The organism is Caballeronia insecticola, from assembly GCF_000402035.1.
GTDB classification, from domain to species: domain Bacteria; phylum Pseudomonadota; class Gammaproteobacteria; order Burkholderiales; family Burkholderiaceae; genus Caballeronia; species Caballeronia insecticola.
Genome location: NC_021295.1, coordinates 96,796 through 118,235 on the forward strand (window position 1 = coordinate 96,796; position 21,440 = coordinate 118,235).

At 65.4% G+C, this 21,440-nt stretch carries 20 protein-coding genes; 6 read left to right on the forward strand and 14 right to left on the reverse strand.

Annotated features, from left to right (window positions below; translation table 11 throughout):
• Nucleotides 1-21 precede the first annotated feature (21 nt).
• From BRPE64_RS30880 to BRPE64_RS30910, 7 genes are all read right to left on the reverse strand, one after another.
• Nucleotides 22-834: a transporter substrate-binding domain-containing protein gene (locus BRPE64_RS30880; protein WP_044044054.1), complete on the reverse strand. Its 813-nt coding sequence runs from the start codon at nt 832-834 to the stop codon at nt 22-24.
• Nucleotides 835-871: 37 nt separating this feature from the next.
• Complete coding sequence (locus BRPE64_RS30885; RefSeq protein ID WP_044044056.1) at nt 872-1,963, reverse strand: ABC transporter ATP-binding protein; 1,092 nt, start codon at nt 1,961-1,963, stop codon at nt 872-874.
• A 13-nt stretch (nt 1,964-1,976) separates the two neighbouring features.
• Nucleotides 1,977-2,819 carry an ABC transporter permease gene (locus BRPE64_RS30890; RefSeq protein WP_044044058.1) on the reverse strand — a complete coding sequence of 281 codons (843 nt, stop codon included), beginning with the start codon at nt 2,817-2,819 and terminating at the stop codon, nt 1,977-1,979.
• The gene (locus BRPE64_RS30895; protein ID WP_044044059.1) at nt 2,816-3,736 is read right to left on the reverse strand and encodes an ABC transporter permease; all 921 of its coding nucleotides are present in this window, start codon (nt 3,734-3,736) and stop codon (nt 2,816-2,818) included. Before BRPE64_RS30895 ends, BRPE64_RS30890 begins: the two co-directional genes overlap by 4 nt.
• 5 nt (nt 3,737-3,741) lie before the next feature.
• The gene (locus tag BRPE64_RS30900) at nt 3,742-4,839 is read right to left on the reverse strand and encodes an ABC transporter substrate-binding protein (protein ID WP_044044061.1); all 1,098 of its coding nucleotides are present in this window, start codon (nt 4,837-4,839) and stop codon (nt 3,742-3,744) included.
• 162 nt (nt 4,840-5,001) lie between these two features.
• A complete protein-coding gene (locus BRPE64_RS30905) occupies nt 5,002-6,477 on the reverse strand; it encodes an aldehyde dehydrogenase family protein (RefSeq protein ID WP_044044063.1) in 1,476 nt (491 codons plus the stop codon).
• On the reverse strand, nt 6,474-8,135 hold the full coding sequence (locus BRPE64_RS30910) for a 5-guanidino-2-oxopentanoate decarboxylase (protein WP_051180601.1): 1,662 nt from the start codon (nt 8,133-8,135) through the stop codon (nt 6,474-6,476). The genes BRPE64_RS30905 and BRPE64_RS30910 overlap by 4 nt, the downstream gene beginning before the upstream one ends.
• A 302-nt stretch (nt 8,136-8,437) precedes the next feature.
• On the opposite strand from BRPE64_RS30910, the gene BRPE64_RS30915 reads away from it, so the two are divergent.
• The gene (locus tag BRPE64_RS30915; protein WP_051180602.1) at nt 8,438-9,037 is read left to right on the forward strand and encodes an isochorismatase family cysteine hydrolase; all 600 of its coding nucleotides are present in this window, start codon (nt 8,438-8,440) and stop codon (nt 9,035-9,037) included.
• Here BRPE64_RS30915 and BRPE64_RS30920 read toward each other — a convergent pair.
• The 5 genes from BRPE64_RS30920 to BRPE64_RS30940 form a co-directional block, all read right to left on the reverse strand.
• Nucleotides 9,034-10,443, reverse strand: a complete 1,410-nt coding sequence (locus BRPE64_RS30920) for an MFS transporter (protein WP_044044306.1) — start codon at nt 10,441-10,443, stop codon at nt 9,034-9,036. The genes BRPE64_RS30915 and BRPE64_RS30920 overlap by 4 nt on opposite strands.
• Nucleotides 10,444-10,541: 98 nt before the next feature.
• The gene (gene aroE / locus BRPE64_RS30925) at nt 10,542-11,357 is read right to left on the reverse strand and encodes a shikimate dehydrogenase (RefSeq protein ID WP_044044066.1); all 816 of its coding nucleotides are present in this window, start codon (nt 11,355-11,357) and stop codon (nt 10,542-10,544) included.
• 16 nt (nt 11,358-11,373) lie between these two features.
• Nucleotides 11,374-12,366, reverse strand: a complete 993-nt coding sequence (locus BRPE64_RS30930) for a 2-hydroxyacid dehydrogenase (protein ID WP_044044068.1) — start codon at nt 12,364-12,366, stop codon at nt 11,374-11,376.
• Between the two features lie 39 nt (nt 12,367-12,405).
• The gene (locus BRPE64_RS30935) at nt 12,406-13,614 is read right to left on the reverse strand and encodes a beta-propeller fold lactonase family protein (RefSeq protein ID WP_044044070.1); all 1,209 of its coding nucleotides are present in this window, start codon (nt 13,612-13,614) and stop codon (nt 12,406-12,408) included.
• A 32-nt stretch (nt 13,615-13,646) separates the two neighbouring features.
• Nucleotides 13,647-14,420, reverse strand: coding sequence for a glucose 1-dehydrogenase (locus BRPE64_RS30940; RefSeq protein ID WP_044044072.1), 774 nt, complete (start codon nt 14,418-14,420; stop codon nt 13,647-13,649).
• Between the two features lie 149 nt (nt 14,421-14,569).
• On the opposite strand from BRPE64_RS30940, the gene BRPE64_RS30945 reads away from it, so the two are divergent.
• The 5 genes from BRPE64_RS30945 to BRPE64_RS30965 all read left to right on the forward strand — a co-directional run bounded on the left by BRPE64_RS30945 (nt 14,570) and on the right by BRPE64_RS30965 (nt 19,758).
• Entirely contained in the window at nt 14,570-15,454 is an 885-nt protein-coding gene (locus BRPE64_RS30945) for a LysR family transcriptional regulator (protein WP_044044073.1), read from the forward strand.
• 345 nt (nt 15,455-15,799) lie between these two features.
• Complete coding sequence (locus tag BRPE64_RS30950) at nt 15,800-16,867, forward strand: TauD/TfdA family dioxygenase (protein ID WP_044044075.1); 1,068 nt, start codon at nt 15,800-15,802, stop codon at nt 16,865-16,867.
• A gap of 178 nt (nt 16,868-17,045) precedes the next feature.
• Nucleotides 17,046-17,849 (forward strand): ABC transporter substrate-binding protein, encoded by an 804-nt coding sequence (locus BRPE64_RS30955; RefSeq protein ID WP_044044076.1) that lies wholly within the window; start codon nt 17,046-17,048, stop codon nt 17,847-17,849.
• 13 nt (nt 17,850-17,862) lie between these two features.
• Nucleotides 17,863-19,002: an amino acid ABC transporter permease gene (locus BRPE64_RS30960; protein WP_044044078.1), complete on the forward strand. Its 1,140-nt coding sequence runs from the start codon at nt 17,863-17,865 to the stop codon at nt 19,000-19,002.
• Nucleotides 19,003-19,014: 12 nt separating this feature from the next.
• Entirely contained in the window at nt 19,015-19,758 is a 744-nt protein-coding gene (locus BRPE64_RS30965) for an amino acid ABC transporter ATP-binding protein (protein WP_044044079.1), read from the forward strand.
• 276 nt (nt 19,759-20,034) lie between these two features.
• Here BRPE64_RS30965 and BRPE64_RS30970 read toward each other — a convergent pair whose 3' ends face one another.
• On the reverse strand, nt 20,035-21,075 hold the full coding sequence (locus BRPE64_RS30970) for a toxin-antitoxin system YwqK family antitoxin (protein ID WP_044044081.1): 1,041 nt from the start codon (nt 21,073-21,075) through the stop codon (nt 20,035-20,037).
• 21 nt (nt 21,076-21,096) lie between these two features.
• Nucleotides 21,097-21,378, reverse strand: a complete 282-nt coding sequence (locus BRPE64_RS30975; protein WP_408608274.1) for a hypothetical protein — start codon at nt 21,376-21,378, stop codon at nt 21,097-21,099.
• Nucleotides 21,379-21,440: the final 62 nt, after the last annotated feature.

Below are 21,440 nucleotides of genomic sequence, written 5' to 3' on the forward strand. Positions count from 1 at the left end.
TGAACGAGAAAGCGAAGCGCATCACAGGTCGGCCGGCAGCGGTGCGCGCAGCCATTTCTGCGAGATCGCGTTCATCGTGCCGTCCTTCTTCGCGGCGGCGATGGCCTCGTCCACCTTCTGCTTGAGGCGCGGTTCGTTCTTGTTCAGGCCGACGTGATCGGGCGAGCTGAAGAGGGAAAATTTCTGCTCGGGATCGTTCGAGGGATGACGGGCGATGATGGTCGCGCCCACGTCGTTGCCGACCACGAGCAATTGCGTCTGCCCGGCCAGAAACGCGGAGATTGCGCCATTCGGGTCATCGAAGCGCTTGATGGTCGCGGACGGCGGCGCGACCTTGCTCACGCTCAGGTCTTCGAGCGTGCCGCGCGCAACCGCAATGCTCTTGCCGGCCAGATCGGCCGCGTTCTTCACGGCCAGCGTCTTCGGCCCGAACACCGCGAGGTTGTACGGCGCATACGCCTGCGAGAAGTCGATCACCTTTTCGCGTTCCGGCGTCTTGCCGACCGAGAGCAGCATGTCGGCCTTATGATCGACGAGGTACGCCATGCGGTTGTCGCCCGTGACCTGAATCAGTTCGACCTTCGCGTTGAGCGTCTTGCCGATCAGATTCGACACATCGATGTCGTAGCCTTGCGGCTTCATGTCCGGCCCGATCGAGCCGAACGGCGGATAGTCCTCGAAGACGCCGATTCGCACCACCCCGGATTTGCTGATCGAGTCGAGCGCATCGGCCTGCGCGAGCGGCGCGAATGCGCAAAGGCCCACGACGCCCGAGAGGGCCAGCGTGGCGGTCGCGCGCTTGAAGAAGCGCTGCACGGAAGTCGTCGTGTTCATGGGGTGTCTCCTGTGACTATGTCTTGGTCGGTGTGAATCAATGGGCGGTACGTGCCGCGATGAGCTTGCAGGCATGCGGAGGCAATTCAGCGAAGATGGGCATGCCAACGCGAAGATCCGGTGTTTCGCGCGGGGTCGTGGCCGCGGTGAGCGTGAAGCCGGCGCATTCGATGGTGGCTTCGAGCGACGAGCCGACATCCCGGATGAACGCCACTTTGCCCGCCAGCACGTTGGGTCCCGGATTGCCCATGACCGCTCGCATCGAGACGTCCTCGGGGCGGATCAGCAAGCGGACATCGCCTGTCGTGCCCGTCGTGCCTGTCGTGCCTGTTGCGCGCTGCACGGCATCGACGAGGATCTGCTGGCCGCCGGGAAGCGCGATGCGGTCGGTGCCGTCGAGTGTCACCGGCAGGATGTTGCCCAGGCCGATGAAATCGGCGACGAACTCGCTGACGGGATTGCGATAGATGTCGAGCGGCTTGCCGACCTGCGCGATGCGTCCTTTCTCCATCACCACGATTTCGTCGGCCATCGTCATGGCCTCGCGCTGGTCATGTGTCACCATGATCGTGGTGATGCCGAGGCGTTGCTGCAGCAGACGGATCTCGACCTGCATGGCCTCGCGCAGCTTGGCGTCGAGCGCGGAGAGCGGTTCGTCGAGCAGCAGCAGTTTCGGCGACGACGCGATCGCGCGGGCGATGGCCACGCGCTGACGCTGCCCGCCCGAGAGCCGCGAGATCGGCCGGTCCGCCATGTGCGGCAACTGGATCAGTTCGAGCAGTTCGGCGACCCGCGCCGCCTGCGCGTCCTTCGCGACGCGGCGCAGCCGCAGCGGATAGGCGATGTTCTGCGCTACCGTCATGTGAGGAAAGAGCGCGAGCGACTGGAACACCATGCCGAAATCGCGCTGGTTCGCGGGCACGCGCGTCAGGTCGCGCCCGGCAAATGCGACGGTTCCGGAGGTCGCCGTTTCGAGGCCCGCGATGATCCGGAGCAGCGTCGTCTTGCCGCAACCGGAGGGTCCGAGAAAGCACACCAGCTTGCCGTCGGGCACGGCGAGATCGACGTGGTCGACGGCATAGGCGGTGTGAAAGCGCTTCGTCACCGCCTGAAGCGTCAGATGAGTCATGAGCGTTCTCCCCTTACAGCGCGACGCCTGCGTCGCCGACCAGTTTTTCGAGCAGCCAGATCAATGCGAAATCGATCAGCACGATGACGACCGCGAACGAGAACACGGTCGGATCGAGCGATGACACGGTGCGGCTGTACAGCCAGATCGGCAACGTCATCGTATCGATGCCGTACAGAAAGAATGTCACCGTGAATTCGTTGAACGAGATGATGAAGGCGAACAGCATGCCGGCCAGAATGCCCGGCCGCATGAGCGGCAGGATCACATCGACGATCGCGCGGCGCGGGCTCGCGCCCATCAGGCACGCGGCCTCCTCGAACTCGGGGCCGATCGATGCGACCGATGCGGCGCAGTTCTTCACCGTGAACGGCAAGGCGAGAATCACGTGCGCGATGATCAGCCGCAGGATGCCGAGCTCGACCGGCAGCGCGTTGAACACGAGCAGCAGCGAGAGCCCGAGCATCACGAGCGGATAGACGAGCGGCAGGGCGACGAGCTGTTCGATCACGGTCTTGCCGCGAAAGCGGTAGCGTGACAGCGCGTAAGCGGCGGGCACCGAGACGGCGGTGGCGAGGATCATCGTCGAGATCGCGACGATCAGGCTCGTCGTCAGCGCGGCGCCCATCGACAGCACATCGCTGGCGTCCGGCGACAGGAACGTGTGCCACGCGGCGTGATACCAGCGCAGTCCGAAGCTCCGCGGCGGGAATTCGAGCGTATCCGAATCGCCGAACGACATCGTGATCATCGTCAGGATCGGCAGTGCCGCGAGAAACAGCACGATGGTCGCGAGCAGGCTGGTGGCGCGGCTCAGCCGTCCCGGCATGATCGCGGAGAGGCGCGGGGTATTCATGATCCGCTCGCCTCCGTGCGTTGCATGCCGCGTACGAGCCGCTGCGAGACCGACATGACGACGAGCGTCGCCACCATCAGCACCACGCCGGATGCCGATGCCGCCGGCCAGTTCAGGAGCGGCGCCACCTGATCGTGCACCAGCACGGCGAGCATCGGCACGCGCCGCCCGCCGAGCAGCAGCGGCACGGCGAACGCGCTCGCGTTGTAGGCGAAAACGAGCAGGGCGCCGGACACGAGGCCGGGCATCGCGAGCGGCAGGACGATGTGGCGCAGCGTCTGCCAGCGGGTCGCGCCGAGCGTCGCGGCCGCTTCTTCGTAGGCGCGCGAGATGGCGCGCATCGCGCTCGCCAGCGGCAGCACGGCGAGCGGAAACGCGGTCTGGATCAGGCCGAGCAGCACGCCGTTCTCGCGGTACAGCCATTGCAGCGGACGCCGCACGACGCCGGCGGCGAGCAGCGCATGATTGACCATGCCCGCCGGCCCCAGCATCACGAGCCAGCCGTAGCCCTGCAGCAGCAGGTTGACGAGCAGCGGCAGAAGCACGCCTGCGAGAAGGAGCCGCCGCGCCAGCCGCGACTCCGTGCGCGCCATCGCGAGCGCCACCGGAATCGCGAGCAGCACCGCGCAGACCATGCTCTGAAACGCGAGCTTCAGCGTGAGCCAGAGCGAGCGCAGGAAGTACGAATCGGCGAGGTCGGCGTAATTGCGCAGCGTGAATGCATGCCACTCGTTGCCCGACACCCCGAAGCTCATGCGCAGCACCGCGAGCGAAGCCGCGACGAGCACCACCAGAAATGCCAGGATCGGCGCGAGCAGTACCCAGGGTGGCACCCTGGGCAGTGCGGGCGCCGCCGGCTGCCCGATCGGAACGTCCGCCATGGCGGCCGTCCTGCGACGGAAAAGAAGAGCGGACATGGATGTCAGGCCGAGAAGATTTCCGTGTAGCGCTTGATCCAGGCCGGCTGCACCGCCGCCAGCGCCTTGTCGTCGTGCAACACGGCGTTCTCGGCGATCTGTTGGGCAGACGGCACGAACGCGCGGCTTTCGGCGGGGATCACCGCTTTCGAGTTCACTGGTCCATTGAGCACGTCGGCGGCCATGCGGCCCTGCACGCCGGCGTCGAGAGAATGGTTGATGAACGCGTGGATCAGCTCGATGTCGCCCGGATGCGCCTTCGGGATGACGGTGAACATCAGCTGTGTCGCGAAGCCTTCCTTCATGCCGTACGTGACGGCCATCTTGTATTCGGGCTTGCGCAACTGATTGGGGAAGAATGCCGGCGAATAGATACCGCCGATATCCAGCGATCCGGTGCGAAACAGATCGGCGACCTGATTTGGATTCTCGCCGAGCGTGAGCACCCGGTCCTTCAGCTGCGCGAGCTTCACGAAGCCGGGCTCGATGTTCTGCTGCGAGCCACCCGCCATCTTGGCGGCGATGATCGCGAGATCGACCGCTTCGGCCCATTCCGGCGGCGGCAGGAAGATCCGGCCGGCATACTTCGGATCCCAGAGCGCCTCGTAGGTCGACGGCGGCGTCTTCACCGAGGACGTGCTGTAGATGAGGCCGTCCGACCACAGCAGATAGCCGATCCCGAAACCATTGGCGCCGGTGCGGTACTGCGCGGCGACGTCCTTCAGGTTCGGCAGCTGGTTCAGATCGGGCTTCATCAGAAGGCCGGCGTCCGCGAGGCCCGAAGCGCCCACGCCCGCGAGCGTGATCACGTCGTAGGTCGGGCGGTCGCCGGCCGCCTTCACTTTCGCCACCATGCCGGAGGTGCCGTCGGCGCGGTCGGCGACGACCCGCGCGCCGGTCTTCTGACTGAAGGTCGCGGCGATATTGCGCAATGCCGCGGCGCCGGTGTCGTCGGACCATGTCAGCAGGCGCAGCGTCTTGCCGGCGAAGTTCTTTTCCTGCGCGCGCGCCGTGCTGATGAACGGCATCGGCAGGCTCGACGCGGCGAGCGCCGCACCGAGGGTCTTGATGGCCTGCCTTCTGCCTCGTTTGATGTCTTGCATGGCTCGCTCCTCGCTAAAACGGTGCAGCAGTCGGTGAATGCGGTAGGTCGATCAACAACGGCGTCGGTGAGAACACTCTAGGGATGCAAAATTTCGGCAACAATCGAAATCTCGGCATGGTTGCCATGAGCCGAACGCATGGCTCGGGCTTCGAAAAGCCTTTCAGACCGGGCGGGCCGCGCTCAATATCTGTTTGACTTCCTGGAATGCCGCCAGCCCGAATGGCCCCAGCTCGCGGCCGATGCTGCTCTTCTTGTAGCCGCCCCAGGAAGTCTGAGGAAAGATCAGTTGCGGTGTGTTGATCCAGACCACGCCCGCCTGCAGCGCCGCGGCCACGCGCTGGCCGCGTGCCTCGTCGCGCGTGACGACGGTTGCGACCAGGCCGAATTCGGTATCGTTGGCGGTTGCGATCGCTTCGTCTTCGGTCTCGAAGCTGCGCACGCACAGCACGGGCCCAAAAATCTCCTCCCGCCACACCGCGCTGTCTACGGGGAGATCGACGAACATCGTCGGTTGCACGAAAAGGCCGGCGCCTTCCGGCGCTGCGCCCTGCACCACGAGACTCGCGCCGTCCGTCTTGCCGCGCGCGATGAAACGTTGCACGCGTTCGTACTGCGCGCGGTTCGTGAGCGGCCCCATCTGCACGCCGGATGCGAACGGATCGCCGACGACCGTTCGCGCCACGCGGTCGGCCAGACGCGCGATCAGGGCCTCGGCCAGCGGCCGCTCGACGAGCACCCGCGAGGTGGCCGAGCACATCTGTCCGGCATTGAAGAACGCGCCGCCGGTGACGAGATCGACGGCCAGATCGAGGTCGGCGTCCGCGAAAACGACGATCGACGACTTGCCGCCCAGTTCGAGGCTCACGCCCTTGATGGATTGCGCCGCCGCTTTCATGACCTGTTCGCCGACCGCCGTGCTGCCGGTGAAGGACACCTTCGACACCAGTGGATGCGTCGTGAGCGCGGCGCCGACCTCCGTGCCGGTGCCTGTCACGACATTGAACACGCCCGGCGGCAGACCGGCGCGCTCGACGATCGCGGCCAGTTCCAGCTCCGGCAAGGGCGTGAATTCGGAGGGCTTCAGCACGACCGTGCATCCCGCGGCGAGCGCGGGAGCGAGCTTCCACGCCGTCGTGACCATGGGGAAGTTCCAAGGCACGATCAGGGCGGCCACGCCTGCCGGTTCACGGCGGATCACGGCGCGATGGTCGCTGCTCGGAATCGCGACCTCTTGTTCCGCCCGATCCAGTGTTTCGGCGAGGTCCGCGTAGTAGTCGAAGGTCGCGACCACGTCGCCGACGTCGATGCGCGATTCGGCAATCGGCTTGCCGTTGTTGAGCGACTGAAGCGCGGCGAGGCGCTCGCCATGCGCCTCCGCGCCGCGCGCAATCGCACGCAGGAAACCCGCACGCTGCGCGCCCGACGTCTGCTTCCAGGCGCGCAGCGCACGCGATGCCGCGCGCACCGCGCAATCGACATCGGCGGGGCCGCCGACCTCCACTTCGACAATCGTTTCTTCAGTCGATGGATCGACGACGGGCAAGCGCCGCCTCGTCTCGGGCACGCACCAGCAACCATCGATGAAGAGCCGGGTGCGCAGCGGGAAATCGAAACGAGGACGTGTCTGCGCGCTCATGACGCCACCCGGGCAAACCAGTCGGCTTCGCGAATCTCGATCACGGTCGGGATCTCGCGCGAGACCGCCCGCCGCAATTGAGCGTCGAGCGCCTGGGGATCGTCGACGCGCGCGGCCTCGCATCCGAAGGCGCTTGCCAGCGCCATGAAATCGGGCGTGTAGATATCGACACCGACGGGCGAGATATCGCGCTGGCCCATATATTTCCGGATCTCGCCGTAGCCGAAATTGTTCCAGAGCAGCACGATCACCGGCACGCGCGCTTCCACCGCGCTCGCCAGCTCCGGCAGCGTGAACTGAAGGCCGCCGTCGCCGATCAGACACACCACGGGCCGCTCACGCGCGGCGAGCTTCGCGCCGATTGCCGCAGGCAGCCCGTATCCGAGCGTGCCGTAGCCGGTCGAGGAGTTGAACCATGAACGCGGGGCCGGCGCATCGTGGAGGAAATTGCCCGCGTAGACCGGGCTGGTCGAATCGCCTGCAATGATGACCTCGGGCAGCGCGTCGACGATCGTGTCGATCAGGCGCTTCTGCGACCGCATCGCGGCGTCGCAGCCGGCGAAGATGGCGTCGCGCACCGCCGTCACGCGCGCGGCGCCCCAGTCCGGCGAGGCGGGACGCACCGGGCGCTCGTGCAGTCTGATCGACAGTGCGCTCAACGCCTCGCGCGAGTCGCCGACGATCGCCACGTCCGGCCGGGCATTGCGCATGACCTGCTGCGCATCGATATCGACGCGGATGAGCTGTCCGTCGATCGAAAAGCCGCCATCGAAAAGCACGTCATAGTCGGTCTCGCCCAGTTCGGTGCCGACCGCGAGCACGACGTCGGCCTCGCGAATCATCGCGCGGGTGGGCGGCAGCGACTGGGTCGAGCCGATGAGAAGCGGCTCGGCGCACGGCAGAAGTCCTTTCGCGTTGATGGTGAGCGCCACCGGCGCCTGCAGCCGCTCGGCGAGTTCGCGCAATTCGGCCGCTGCGTGTGCCGCACCGCCGCCGGCGAGAATCAGCGGGCGGCGCGCATCGGCGAGCAGATCGGCGGCCGCGGCGAGCGCGGCGGGATGCGCGGCGGGCTTCGCCGCGTGCCCGGCGGGCGCCGCCTTCAGCGCGCTCAGCGGGGACACGATGACATCGAGCGGAATCTCGATATGCACGGGCCGCGGCCGCGCGCTCTCGAATACGGCGAACGCGCGCGCCAGCACCTGAGGCAACTCCGCGGCATCCAGCAAGGTGTGAGAGAACGCGGCGAGTCCGTCGAATACGCCGCGCTGCGAGGGAAGTTCATGCAGACGGCCGTCGCCGTTGCCGAGGTGGCTCCGCGCGTTGACGCTCGAGATCACGAGCATCGGAATGGAGTCGGCATAGGCTTGCGCCATCGCGGTCGCGATGTTGGTCATGCCCGGGCCGGTGATGATGAAGCACACGCCGGGTTTGGCCGTGACACGCGCGTAGCCGTCGGCCATGAAGCCCGCGCCCTGTTCGTGACGAGGCGTCACGTGCCGGATCGACGAGTGCGCCAGCCCGCGATAGAGCTCCACGGTGTGCACACCCGGGATGCCGAAGACGTACTCGACGCCATAGTGTTCGAGCAAGGTGACGAGCGTCTCGCCGCAGGTTCGAAGGCATGGGTCGAAGTGCTTGCTGGATTCGCGAAGGTTCATCGGTCGTCGCATTCCTGGTTGGTTTGAGCACGGACGCGGTCGGCTGCACGCGTCGAGCGTGCGCGCGGGTCTCGCGCATCCGCGCCGACGGCTGGGGTGGAATCATTCTCGACGCGGCCCGGTTGCGACGACAATCGAAAAGAACTCATGAGGCGCATGACTTCCCTGCATGAGGCAGGGAAAGCTCGCATAGGGGATGGCGGCCCGGACCGGGCGGGCAAGGCGGGAAAAGAACGCGCGATGTCTGAAGCAGAATGGCGTGATGCCGCATACTCTGGCATCGCCCCGCCGGGAAGACCGATATGGCTGCCGACCTTGCAGAGCGCATGAACCCGCGGATTCCGGCGATCACGCCGGCGCGCACCGCGCTCATCGTCATGCATTACCAGGCCGATATTCTCGGGCTGTTTCCAGCGGTCGCGCCGGCGCTGGTCGCCAATACGCGCAGACTGTGCGACGCGGCGCGGGCCAGGCGCGTCGGCGTCTATTTCGTCAATCTGCGGTTCAGTCCGGGCTATCCGGAAGTCAGCCCGTTGAACAAGAACGGGCAGGGAATCAGGCGGCTAGGTCTGTTCATCGACGACCAGACCGCGCCGGAGCTGGCCCCGCGGGATGATGAACCGCTCATCGACGCGCACCGGGCCAGCGTGTTCTTCGGCACCGGTCTGGCGGAACGACTCGCCGCACGCGGCGTCGATTCGCTGATCATGGCCGGCATTGCGTCGACCGGTGTCGTGCTGTCGTCGGTCGCGTATGCGAGCGATGCGGACTTCCGCCTGTACACGGTCAAGGATTGCTGTTACGACCCGGATCAGGTGGTGCATGAACATCTGTTTGCCACCGCGTTCGATTCGCGCACGACGGTGCTGTCGCTCGCGGATGCCTTGCGGCTGCTGGCCTAACCGGCATCCGAGGCGTCGCGTAGATCGTCGAGGTCGCGTCCGCGCGTCTCGGGCGTGTAGTACGTCGTCACGACGCCGATCAGGCTCAGGATGGCGACATAGCTGGCGAGCGGAATCCACGCGAGAATGCGGCCTTCGCTGCCGCCCCAGTGCGCGGTCGCCCAGGCGATGATCGACGCGCCGATCAGCGGCGCCACACCGCCCGCGATCACGGCGGACACCTCGCGTCCCACCGCCACGCCCGCATAGCGATGCTGCGCGCCGAACAACTCGGGCAGCAGCGCGCCTTGCGTGGCGAACATGCCCCAGACGCCCGCGAGCGCGACGCACAGCATCGCGATGCTCGCTGCCGCGTGGCCCTGGCTCAACACCCACCATGTCGGATAGGCCAGCAGCAGCTGGTACAGCGCAAAGGCACGGTACACGGGCACCCGTCCGAAGCGGTCGCTGAGCTTGCCGGTGAGCGGAATGATCACCGCGCCCGACACGCCCGCGAGCAGCAGCGCGATCGGCCCGATCGGTCCTTTCAGGCCGGTCGCGGTCGCCATGTAGCTGATCGCGAGCGACTGATAGATCGACGAGCCGCCGTTCTCCGCCATGCGCATGCCGATGACCTTGAGCAGCGTCGGCTTCGAATGCCTGATGAGATGCTTGAGCGGGCTGTCGTTGATCTGATGCCGCGCTTCGAGCTTCGTGAACGACGGCGACTCCTTCAGCTTCAGCCGGATCCACACCGCCACCGCGATGATGAGCACGCTCAGCAGGAACGGCACGCGCCACAACCAGCTTTGCGAGATATCCTCGACCCGCACCAGCGCGAAGTAGATCGCGGCGGCCATCACCGTGCCGAGCAGCACGCCCATGAAGGGCAGGGCGGCAAAGTAGCCGCGCCGCTTCGCGGGCGCGTATTCGGCCATCAGCACGGCGGCGCCAGCCTGTTCGGCGCCTGCGCCGAGACCTTGCAGCAGGCGGCAGCCGACGAGCAGGACCGGCGCCCAGATGCCCGCGCTCGCGTAGGTCGGCAACAGGCCGATGAGCGTGCTGGCGAGGCCCATCAGCAGGATCGTCGCCATCAGCACGAACTTGCGGCCGTAACGGTCGCCGAGCGTGCCGAAGACGATCCCGCCCACCGGCCGGATCGCGAAGCCGAGGAAGTAGGCGCCGAAGCTCGCGATCAGACCGATGGCGGGATCGCTCGACGGGAAGAACAGCGGCCCGAAGATCAGTGCCGACGCGAGGTTATAGAGCGCGAAATCGTAGTATTCGAGCGCGCTGCCGAGCGACGCGGCCCATGCGGCACGATACAGATCGCCCGTCGTGACCTCGTCACGACCCTTGTTGACGTTGCCGTCGGCGTTGCGTGCGAGTCCGCCGTCGGCGGCCGCGATGACTGGCTGATGCTTCATGATGTCTCTCTCCGTTTCTGCAACCGCTGGCGGAGGTCCCGTCCTCGTCTTCGCGCGAGATGCGGGACCGCCGGCTTTTTCCTGATATCCGAGCGGGCCTAGCCCACGCGGGCGATTTCGTCGAGCAGGGCGGCGCTCATCGCCTCCAGTGGCGCTGCCTTGCCCGTGTATAACTCGACCTGACCGCAGAACTGATGCAGCAGCATGCGCGTGCCGTCGATCACGCGGCAGCCGAGCTCGGCGGCGTCGCGGATCAGCTTCGTGCGAACGGGAATGAAGGCCGCGTCCATCACGACGAGATGCGGTGCGAGCTGCCGGGGCCGCAATGGATTCACGTCCGGCGCGCGGAAACCGGCGGCGGTCGCGTTGACGACGATGTCGAACCCATGCGGATCGAACGCGCCCAGCTCGCCGCCGCAGGCGAGGCCGAAGTCGTCGGCGAGCGCCTGAGCGCGCGACGCGGTGCGGTTGAACACGGTGACCCGGCCGCCGGCGCGCCGCACGCCCCACGCGATCGCGCGGGCCGCGCCGCCCGCGCCGAGCAGGGCGACGCGCCGCCCTTCGAGCGGCGTCGCCTCTTCGAGCGCGCGCACGGCGCCGACGCAGTCCGTGTTGTAGCCGGTGAGATGGCCGTCGCGGTTGTCGATGGTGTTGACCGCGCCGATCTCGCGGGCGGTTTCGTCGAGCGCATCGAGATGGGGCATCACCGCCTGCTTGTGCGGCATGGTCACGTTGAGTCCGCGGATGCCGAGCGTGCGCATGGCGTCGATCGCCCCGGCGGCGTCCTCGACGCCGAAGCTGACGAACGTGTAGTCCACGCCGAGCGCCCGGTAGGCCGCATTGTGAACCTTGACGTTGAAGGTGAACGGCTGCCCGGCGAGCGAGCCGCACAGGGATGGAATCGAATGGGGCATGGTCGGGATCGTCCGGTCAGTGCTGCGAGAGATCGTAAGCGGCGAGGGGCGAAACGCCGTCGAGCGCGCGCAGCAGGTTGTCGGTGGCGAGCTCGGCCATCGCGCGCCGCGTTTCGTGCGTCGCCGATCCGATGTGCGGGAACGGCGTCACTTTCGGATGCGTGCGCAGCGGCGAATCCTGCGCGAGCGGCTCGACCGCGAATACATCGAGTCCGGCGGCGCGCAGATGTCCGCGGTCGAGCGCGGCGAGCAGCGCGTCCTCGCGCACGATCGCGCCGCGCGAGCCATTCACGAAGATCGCGCCGGGCTTCATGGCGGCGAACGCCTGCGCGTCCATCAGGCCGCGCGTTTGGTCGGAGAGCGGCAGCGTCAGCGCGACGATGTCCGCGCGCGCGAGCACCTCGTCGAACGATGCGCGCGCAGCGTGGCCGGCGAGCATCGCGGGAACCGGCACGTCGAAGGGATCGTGGAACAGCACCGGCATGCCGAAGCCGAGCGCCGCGCGCCGGGCGAGCGCCTGGCCGATGCGCCCGAAGCCGAGCACGCCGAGCGTCTTGCCGTGCACGTCCCAGCCGAACCGTTCCTCGCCGATGTTGCGCGTCCAGCGGCCTTCGCGCACATGGTTCGACAACTCGACGAGGCGGCGCGAGCTCGCGATGATCAGCGCGAACACGGTGTCGGCGGTCGTCTCGGTGAGCACGCCGGGCGTGTGGCAAAGCGTGATCTCGCGTTGCCTGAGATGCGCGAGATCGTAGTTGTCGACGCCGACCGAAATGCTCGAAATCACCTTCAGCCGCGCGGCGTGTGCGAGTTCGTCGGCGCCGAGTCTGAAACTCGAACCGATCAGGCCGTCGGCGTGGCCGAGCGCCTCGCGAAAGCGCGGCAGTTCATCGGCGCGTCGCGGGTCGGCGACGGTCACGTCGTGTCTCGCCTGGATCCGCTCGAGCAGATCGTCCGGCAGTTTTCGAAAGACGACCACATTCCTGCGTTCTGCGCGGGGCGTACGCATGCTTCTCTCCTGATGCTCGTTGGGTGAATGACGGGCGCGTCAGCGCGGTGTCGTGCGCAGTGACGAGGGGCCGCCGGTCAATGAAATGCGTTGTCGGGTATCGCGCAGATGGCCGCCGTTCACGGCGTAGAACGCGAGCTGCTTCTCGACGTTGAACTGCACGATCAGATACTTGCTGTCCGCGCTGAAGACGATGCCCTGCGCCGCCTCGCCGCCCGACGCTTCGGCGACCTGGACGGCCCGGCCGTCGCGGATCGCGAACAGCAGCACCTTGCCGCGCGCGTGGCGTCCGCCGTTGTCCGGCGTCAGGTTGGAGCCGTCCATCGCCTGCACGCCGATCCATTTGCCGTCGGGCGAGATCGCCACGCCTTCGGGCAGCGAAGGCACCGTCACGTGCTGGACCGCGCGAAACGGGGTGCGTGAAACGTCGATGAGCGTGACGGTGTCGGCATCGCCCGCGAGTTTGCCGGGGTAGGCGGGCAGACCGGCCAGCCCGACGTCGCTGACGACCGCCCATCTGCCGTCGCTCGATACGTCGATCGTGTAAGGCGCGACGCCGCTCGAAAGACGCGCGCCGCTATCGGTGACGCGACCATCGGCGATGTCGAGCACGGCGACGCCCTGTTCGTCGCGCAGGGCGACGAGCGCGTGCGCGCCGTCGTGCGTGAAGCTCACGCCGGCGAGCCGCTTCTGCGCGATCTTCAGCGTGTCGATGAGGGTCACCCGGTTTCCCGCGATGCCGAGCACCGCGACGCTGCCGTCGACGCACGCGACGAGCGCGAGCCGGCCGCTCCGGTCGATGGCAATGCCCTGCGGGTGGCTGGCGATATCGAGGCGCGTCACGGCGGGCGGTGTCGCCTGCAGATCGACCACCTGAACGAAGGCATCCATCAGCAGCTTTTTCGCCTCACGGTCGTAGCGCGTGGGCGCGCCGACCAGCGCGACGCTCGCATCGGGCGTGATGGCGACTGCCTGAGGCGGCCCCTGAATGCCGTTTTCAACTTCGACCTGCACCTTGACCTGCGGCGGAAAGCGGCTCGCATCGAGGAGCGTCAGCGTGTCGGGTGCGGGATTGTCCGGATACGTGTCGCGGCCTTCGACGCGCTGATACTTGCCGTCGTTGCCCGACACGATCCAGTCGGCCGCGTGCGCTGCGTGCGCTGCGTGCGATGCATACGCCGCGACGGCCATCGTCAGGCCGGCGAGGGCGCGCAGGCGCCCGCGCCGGCTTGTCAGTGAGTCAAGCATGTCGTTGTCTCCTTTTATTGGTTCGATCCGGCTCAGACCACGCTGGTCAATCCGCCATCGACGAAAAGTGTCTGCCCGTTCACGAAATCCGACGCCGCCGACGCAAGAAACACGGCCGCGCCGCACAGCTCCTCGACCCGGCCCCAGCGGCCCGCCGGCGTGCGCTTGCACAGCCACTCGGAGAAGGCCGGATCGTCGACGAGCGCGCGGTTGAGATCGGTCTCGAAGTAGCCGGGCGCGATCGCGTTGGCCTGAATGCCGTGCCGCGCCCATTCCGCGCACATGCCTTTGGTCAGCATGCGGATGGCGCCTTTCGTGGCCGCGTAGGGCGCGATGCCCGGCCGCGCCAGTTCGCTCTGGACCGATCCGATGTTGATGATCTTGCCGCGCCCGCGCGCCAGCATGTGACGCGCGACGGCCTGCGAGACCTGGAACACGCCGTCGAGATTCACGCGCAGCAACTCGCTCCAGTCGCCTTCGTCGAAGCTTTCGAGCGGTGCGCGGCGCTGGATGCCCGCGTTGTTGATCAGAATGTCGATCGCGCCGGCGTCCCGCTCGACCCGTTCGATCGCCGAGACCACCTGCTCGCGGTCGGTCACGTCGAAGACGGCGAAGCCGGCGTCGTGGCCTTCTTCGCACAGGCGCGCGGCGACGTCGGCGGCCTTTTGCTCATTGCGATCGTTGATGACGATGGAGGCGCCCGCGCCCGCGAGGCCTCGCGCGAGCGCCAGTCCGATGCCCCGCCCGGAGCCGGTGATCAGCGCACGCCTGCCGCGCAGGCTGAAGAGTTTGAGTGTCTGGTCCATTTTTTTCGACCCATCCGGTGGTGGATGCGGTCTGTCTCCGAATGCGCCTAGTTCACCCGAAGAACGGCGGACGCGCCAATAGTCTTTCATGACGTTGTTATCATGATCCGTGATGACGGGGCGGATGCGCCCGCGAACGGGGGAAATTCATGGAGCTCAAGCATCTGCGAGCGTTCGTCGCACTCGCCGAGGAACTGCACTTCGGCAAGGCGGCCCAGCGCCTGTGCATCGTGCAGCCGGCGCTCAGCATGCAGATCAAGGCGCTCGAAGCGGACCTGGACGTGCGGCTGTTCGAACGCGACCGCCACAAGGTCGCCCTCAGCGCGACCGGCCGGCTTTTCCTGCCCGAGGCGCGCGCGACGCTCAATCAGGCGGCGCGCGCCGAGCAGACCGCGCGGCTCTCGGCGCGGGGCGAGATCGGCACATTGCGGATCGCGTTCGTGTCGTCGGTGCTGCCGAAACTGCTGCCGGCGCTGATCCGCACGATGCATGCACGCTATCCGCTCATCACGCTCGAATTGAAGGACATGCCGACCCCCAATCAGATCGCCGCGCTTCAGGACAATCAACTCGATTTCGGTCTGATACGGATGCCGGTGAGCGGAAGCGGTCTCGAGATTCGCGTGGTGCTCGAAGAAGCCTTCGTCGTCGCGCTCCCGGAAGACCACGCGCTCGCCACGCTGCCGCTGGTCCGGCCGCCGGACCTTCAGGGATATCCCGCTTTCGTGCTCGCGCGGCGCTATGCGCCAGGTTTCCATGACGACATGCTGGTCGCGTTGAAACGGGAGGGCGCGGTACTGAACATCGCGCAGGAACTCGGCGAGTTCTCGACGATGCTGGCGCTGGTTTCGGCCGGTCTCGGCATCGGCGTGATTCCGGCGGCCGCCGCGGCGGCATTGCCGCCCAGGGTCGTGGCCCGGCCGCTCCAGCTTCACGGCCATACGGCGGGCATCGGACTCGCCTGGTTGCCTCCGGCCAATGCCCTCAAGCGCGCATTGATCGACGTGATTGATCTTTGCGCCGGCGGCGCCTAGCGAACAGCCGTATCGATGCGTGGCGAATCGCTGAAGGCGAATAATCTGTATAGACAAGACTGGTCGATTCATAAGAAGTACAAGAATCGAACTGACCGCGCGGCCTGCGCACGATGATCAAACACCGTTCCACTTGCGCTTCTCCTGCGACCAGAACCCCTGTTCGGCTGGAGATCATCGAAGTAGGTGTTTGCCCGCATGGCTGTGACATCCTCTTGATGAAACAGTCGAGCGGGTTTAGATTGCAAATCTTGTATATACAAGCATGCAATCCATTCGGTGCATGCGTTCGCTGACGCGTCGCGGCATACACCGATTCCAAGGTCCCAAATCACTGGAGCGCAAATGTCTTCCGCCGAATATCTGCAAGGTGCGTGTGTCTGGCATGGCGTCGAAATGCGGGAGAATCAGCGATGGGTCAAGCAATTCCCTCCCGCCGTGCTCGCCGAGATCGACGCGGCCGTCGGCAGAACGGGCAACACCGCCTGGCATGACCTTACGCGAGAGAACTTTCCGCTTCCGAGTGCCGATGCCTTCTTCGACGACGTGCGTGCGGAACTGGAGAACGGTTCCGGGATGGTCAAGATCCGTGGCCTCGACGTCAGTTGCTATGACCCGGAACAACTGCGTCGCATCTGGTACGCATTGGGCCGGCATCTCGGCACGCCGATGTTCCAGAACCGCCGCGGCGAGCTGATGCGCGAGATCAGGGACGAAGGCGCGGGCGTAGGCGCGAAGCTCTATGGCTCGACCGTGGACGCATCGGGAAAGGAGTTTCTTTCGTCGGGTGCGCGGACGCTGTCGCCGGGTGAGCTGCGTTTTCATACGGACCGTTGCGACGTGGTCGGACTGTTGTGCGTGCGCCAGGCGTCGGAAGGCGGCGTGAGCAAGCTCGCGAGCAGCGCGACCATCTACAACGAAATGCTCAGGCGTCGCCCGGACCTGCACGCGCTGCTTTGCAAGCCGATTCCGCGCAGCCGCTTCGGCGAGGAAGCAGGAGGGCAGTACGTTGCCTACGATCTTCCGGTGTTCGGCGTACGCGACGGCAAGCTGACGAGCCACTTTTCGCTGACGTACATCGAGAATGCGCAACTGCTTCCCGGCGTGCGCAAACTGAGCGATGACGAGCACGAAGCGATCCGCTTGCTGCTGCAGCTTGCGCAGGAGCATTGCTTCGAGATGCGCTTCGCTCCCGGCGATATCCAGCTTCTCAACAATCACGTCATCTATCACGGACGCACGGCGTTCAAGGACGACGCGAGCACCGGCCAGGACAGGATGCTGATGCGTCTCTGGCTATCGGTACCTGACTCGCGCGCGCTGCCCGAAGATCATGCGATCCTCTGGGGCGACGTGTCGGGCGGCATGCCTCGCGGCGGCATCGCGCAACCGGCGACGCCGCACATGAACTGAGCACGGGTTCGATCCGTCGCGCAAGGCCGCGGCATCGGGTATCGGGTATCGGCAAGAAGGTTCAGCAGATCGAAGGCGTGCTTCATTCCACCAAGAGGAGACTAACGTGATGCAAAGCAGTATGCCTCGCGCAACAACAGGTGCACTCCGGCTTCAACGGGCGATCGTTTCCATCGCAATGAGCGCGTGCGCTGTCACGGCGAGCGCCGCGACGGACTATGGAAATTGCGAAGTCACGGGCGACAAGGGCTCCGTCAAACTGACGACCGTCACGCCCGGCGCGCTTTCGGTGCGGCCGGTGCTCGGGGTGCCCGGCTGGTGGAACGGCGATTCGCTCGACACCATCAAGGACGGGTTCGAGTATTGCATGGCCGCCAACATGGCTTATCGTGCGGGCCTCGATCGGGTCGTGCTGGTGAGTCGATCCTTTCAGCAGGTCCTGACGGGACAATCGCAGGGATTCGATATCGCGCTGAGCGAGATCACCATCACCGATGCGCGCAAGAAGGTGGTCGACTTCACCGTGCCCTACTTCAGCTCCGATCAGGGCGTGCTCGTCAAGGCGGGCACCAAGGTCGACAAGAGCAACCTGAACAGCCTTCGCTATGCCGTCGAGCGCGGCACGACGGCCTACGACTACATCATGGAGAAGGTCAAGCCCACGGAGCAGCCCAAGGTGTTCAACGATCCTCCGTCGATGTACACGGGGCTGGCGGCCGGGCAGGTGGACGCCGTCATCTACGACACGCCGAACGTGCTCTTGCGCGCGAAGAACTCGAACGGTGCACTGCAGGTGGTTGGACGTTTCGACACGGGCGAGAAGTGGGGCGGGGTGGTCAACAAGGATTCTCCGAATCTCGCGGCTTTCAACCAGTTGATCGAAGGGCTCAAGAAGGACGGCACGCTCGACCGGTTGAGCGCCAAATACCTGACGCCGGAACTCGGCATCGACCCGAGCAAAGTGCCCGTGCTGAACCCCTGAGCGAGCCCGAACCATGAGCAACGCAACGCGACACTCGAGCGAGATGGCGCCGGCTCCGGTGGCGAACGGCCGCCGCCTTAAAACGGGCGGCATGCCGCGCGTGCCGGCGTTCCTGCTGGGCGCATCGATCGCGACGGTGGTGGCCGTCGTGCTGGGAAGCTGGTACACGATTGCCGTGATGCGAAGCGCCCTGCTGGCCGCTCAGGCCGACAGCGCGGCGGTCAATGCGTTCGCCATCGTGCTGGCGTTGCTCTCGACTGCGATCGTCTTGCCGCTTGTCCGGGGGCTGCGGTTCTGCAATGCCATCCGCGATGCCGCCGCGCGCCGTGATTTGCCGAAGGCGCGCGGCGCCCGTTCCGCTGCGAGGGATCAGTGCTTCATCGCGCTCGGCTTTGCCATGGCGCAACTGGTTCTGGTCATCGTGCTCCAGTTTTTCCTGATCAATCATCAGGCGGTGGCCAAGACGTTCTTCGCAGCGCCGTTGATGATCAAGACATTTCCGCTGGTGCTCGTCGCCTTCTGGATGAACATCAAGATCGCAGTCATCACGGAGATCCTGGTCCTGATATGGGGGTTGATCGTGGCGCTCGCGATGTTCGCGCCCGGCGCGGCGGGCAAACCCGTGCGTCTCATCGCGACGGCTTATGTCGATATCTTTCGCGCCGTGCCCGCGGTGCTCGTGATCTATCTGGTCGGGTTCGGCATTCCGCTGACTGGCATTCCCGTGCTCAAGGATCTTTCGCTGACGATCTTCGTCATCGTCGCGCTGACGCTGACAGTGGGCGCGTACGTCGCGGAAATCTACCGCGCCGGCATCCTGAGCATCCACTGGAGCCAGACCGCGGCCGCGCGCTCGCTCGGCTTGTCGCACTTGCAGACCTTGCGATTCGTGATCGTTCCGCAAGGCGTGCGGCAGATCATTCCGCCGCTGCTCAATGCGTTCATCTCCCTGCAAAAAGATACTGCGCTAGTGTCGGTCGTCGGCGTGATCGACTCGTTCAATCAATCCATGCTGATCGCGTCGAACTACTACAACCTGTCCGCAGTGAGCACCGTGGCGCTGCTTTTCATCGTGATATCGATCCCGCAGACGCGTTTTGTCGAGCGCATGATGCGACGCGACCGGGCGCGCATGCGTGCCGGCGAAGCCTGAGGAGACGCGCCCATGGCGTTCATCGACATTCGTGACATATCGAAGTCGTACGGCAAGGTATCGGTCATCCAGCAGCTCGCGATGACGGTCGAGGAGCACGAGGTGGTGTGTCTGATCGGCCCGTCCGGATCGGGCAAATCGACGCTGCTGCGCTGTATCAACGGTCTGGAAACGATCGACGACGGCGAGATTCTGGTTCACGGCGACCCGATCACCGGTCCCGGCGTGGACGTGGACGCATTGCGCCGGGACATCGGCATCGTGTTTCAGGGCTACAACCTGTTTCCGCACATGACGGTGCTGGAGAACGTGACGCTTGCGCCGGTCCGCGTACTCAAGCAATCCCGGGGCGAGGCCGAAGCACGCGCCATGGCGCTGCTCGGCCGCGTCGGTCTGGCGCACAAGGCGAAGGAATATCCCGACCGGTTGTCGGGCGGCCAGCAGCAGCGCGTGGCGATCGTCCGGGCGCTGGCGATGGACCCGATGGTCCTGCTGCTCGACGAAATCACGTCCGCGCTGGATCCCGAGCTCGTCTCGGAAGTGCTCAACATCGTCCGTGATCTCGCGCGCGAAGGCATGACGATGCTGCTTGCCACGCACGAAATGGGCTTCGCGCGAGAGGTGTCGTCGAAGGTGTGTTTCCTGTGCGACGGCGCGGTCTACGAAGAGGGGCCGCCGGAGCAGCTCTTCGGCGACCCTGTACGCGACCGGACACGCGCGTTTCTCAGAAGCATTCGGGAAGCGAAGCGCATCTAGATGACGGCTTCGCGGCGTTCAGCTATTGCGCGCCGGAAAGGCGGACATCAACGCGGTGCGCCGCGCGGGCGTGAGGTCGCATGAATGCGCTGATTGCCGAGGCAGCCGTCCGGTTCCACTCGATCGCGCCGGCTATCCGGGCTGCAAACGCGTGTGCGCCGAGCCCGGACGACCGCTGTCCCGGGATGCGGCAGGTCAGCCGCGTTCCGGACTCACCGCGCCGATCAGGTGATTTGCCGGCAAGATCGCCCCCGGGCCACTGCCGCGCTCATCCGCCTAGCGTCGTCCTTCCTTGCAATCTGCCTCCCAGATTGAAGTCTCACCGGCAATCCGTTGCTCCATCTCTTGCGGACGATAAGACGTAGCCCAGTTTCTCCGATACCTTTCCGCGCGGTTCGCCACGCAATCGTTGATGGTGTTTTTTGTCTCTTCAGCGTCGAGGTCGGGCTGGCCCTGGCTGTAACGAGCCTGCCAGACAAGTTCTCCCTTCTGGTTGAACTTCTGCCTCAAACCGTCCAGCTGATTGTCCTTGAACGTTTCCACTTCGGCGAGATACTCGCCTGCGCTGCCCGTCCTGTATGTTTTCCGCTGACCCTGCTTTTGTCCACGGTCCAGCTGCGTGATCGAATAGCCGATGTCCTTGACATTGGTCAACCGATCGGTCCCGGGCTCGGTCATTGCCTCGCCGGTAGCCTGGCCATCCTTCCAGACAAGCCTGGTCGTCACCGTTCCATCCGCTGACCACAGCGTTTCCTCGCCGTCCTTTCTTCCCGAGACCGCCGTGTACTGATGAATCATCCCCTTGGTCTGGCGGTCGTAGAAAACCTGGGTCCCGTCCTCAACGCCCTTCGTCCAATGGCGCACCGCGATCAGATTATTGTTGTAGGTATCGTAGACCTTTTCCTCACCGTTCTTGATCGGCTTCTCGGTCATGACGAGGGACATCAAGCCGCCCTTTACATCGTCGACTGCGACTCGCACCTGCGTCGATTTCTTGTCTTCGAGGTAGGCGAGGTTGTATGTCACGTCGACGGCACGAGGCTTGTCGTTGTACGTGTAAGCGTAAATGGCGCGACACTGGGCTTGCGCGCCTCCGCTTCGCGTCTCCAGCGTCGTGATGTTCTCGAGCTGCGGCTCGCCGGTCATCGCGATCTTCATCTCTCTGTACCAAACGGCGGCGTCGAGGTGAGACTGTATGATCTCCAGTGCATCGTTCTTGACAGTGACACTGTTGCAGTCGACCTTGGCGCCGCATGCTGTCAATCCTGCCGCCACCATCCCGAACAGGACACCGCGGAGCGCGAGTTTAGTGCTCATCTCTTCCTTGTCAATTGATTGTCATGGGGAACACCCCCATTCGAATAACGACAGAAGAGACTGGAACTTGAGCAGCAGGCCGGCCTGGCTTAAGTCATCGGCCCACTTTTCGCGCGCGAGCATCGGGTTCTGAACTGCAGCGCCGGATGCGCCTTTGCCAAGATTGTCGAAAACCGCGGACAGCAGGACCTGCCCGTCGTCCAGGTTATCGAATACGCTTAAGCGCATGTCGTTGGTATCGTTCAGCGCTTGCGGATTCAGATGCGTCAGGAGATCGGCTTCATGCGGTGGCGAGACATACACGTGGTCTGCGTCCGCAGAATGGCTCGCCGCTCGGGGAGCCCTCATTCCCCGTATGATCGCCG

What these genes read in the sequence shown, in the direction of transcription:
- BRPE64_RS30930 (WP_044044068.1), bottom strand. Translation starts at nt 12,366, where the DNA reads ATGCGTACGCCCCGCGCAGAACGCAGGAATGTGGTCGTCTTTCGAAAA.
- BRPE64_RS30910 (WP_051180601.1), bottom strand. Translation starts at nt 8,135, where the DNA reads ATGAACCTTCGCGAATCCAGCAAGCACTTCGACCCATGCCTTCGAACC.
- BRPE64_RS30880 (WP_044044054.1), bottom strand. Translation starts at nt 834, where the DNA reads ATGAACACGACGACTTCCGTGCAGCGCTTCTTCAAGCGCGCGACCGCC.
- BRPE64_RS30920 (WP_044044306.1), bottom strand. Translation starts at nt 10,443, where the DNA reads ATGAAGCATCAGCCAGTCATCGCGGCCGCCGACGGCGGACTCGCACGC.
- BRPE64_RS30900 (WP_044044061.1), bottom strand. Translation starts at nt 4,839, where the DNA reads ATGCAAGACATCAAACGAGGCAGAAGGCAGGCCATCAAGACCCTCGGT.
- BRPE64_RS30960 (WP_044044078.1), top strand. Translation starts at nt 17,863, where the DNA reads ATGAGCAACGCAACGCGACACTCGAGCGAGATGGCGCCGGCTCCGGTG.
- BRPE64_RS30890 (WP_044044058.1), bottom strand. Translation starts at nt 2,819, where the DNA reads ATGAATACCCCGCGCCTCTCCGCGATCATGCCGGGACGGCTGAGCCGC.
- BRPE64_RS30945 (WP_044044073.1), top strand. Translation starts at nt 14,570, where the DNA reads ATGGAGCTCAAGCATCTGCGAGCGTTCGTCGCACTCGCCGAGGAACTG.
- BRPE64_RS30935 (WP_044044070.1), bottom strand. Translation starts at nt 13,614, where the DNA reads ATGCTTGACTCACTGACAAGCCGGCGCGGGCGCCTGCGCGCCCTCGCC.
- BRPE64_RS30915 (WP_051180602.1), top strand. Translation starts at nt 8,438, where the DNA reads ATGGCTGCCGACCTTGCAGAGCGCATGAACCCGCGGATTCCGGCGATC.
- BRPE64_RS30905 (WP_044044063.1), bottom strand. Translation starts at nt 6,477, where the DNA reads ATGAGCGCGCAGACACGTCCTCGTTTCGATTTCCCGCTGCGCACCCGG.
- BRPE64_RS30885 (WP_044044056.1), bottom strand. Translation starts at nt 1,963, where the DNA reads ATGACTCATCTGACGCTTCAGGCGGTGACGAAGCGCTTTCACACCGCC.
- aroE (WP_044044066.1), bottom strand. Translation starts at nt 11,357, where the DNA reads ATGCCCCATTCGATTCCATCCCTGTGCGGCTCGCTCGCCGGGCAGCCG.
- BRPE64_RS30955 (WP_044044076.1), top strand. Translation starts at nt 17,046, where the DNA reads ATGAGCGCGTGCGCTGTCACGGCGAGCGCCGCGACGGACTATGGAAAT.
- BRPE64_RS30950 (WP_044044075.1), top strand. Translation starts at nt 15,800, where the DNA reads ATGTCTTCCGCCGAATATCTGCAAGGTGCGTGTGTCTGGCATGGCGTC.
- BRPE64_RS30940 (WP_044044072.1), bottom strand. Translation starts at nt 14,420, where the DNA reads ATGGACCAGACACTCAAACTCTTCAGCCTGCGCGGCAGGCGTGCGCTG.
- BRPE64_RS30965 (WP_044044079.1), top strand. Translation starts at nt 19,015, where the DNA reads ATGGCGTTCATCGACATTCGTGACATATCGAAGTCGTACGGCAAGGTA.
- BRPE64_RS30970 (WP_044044081.1), bottom strand. Translation starts at nt 21,075, where the DNA reads ATGAGCACTAAACTCGCGCTCCGCGGTGTCCTGTTCGGGATGGTGGCG.
- BRPE64_RS30895 (WP_044044059.1), bottom strand. Translation starts at nt 3,736, where the DNA reads ATGTCCGCTCTTCTTTTCCGTCGCAGGACGGCCGCCATGGCGGACGTT.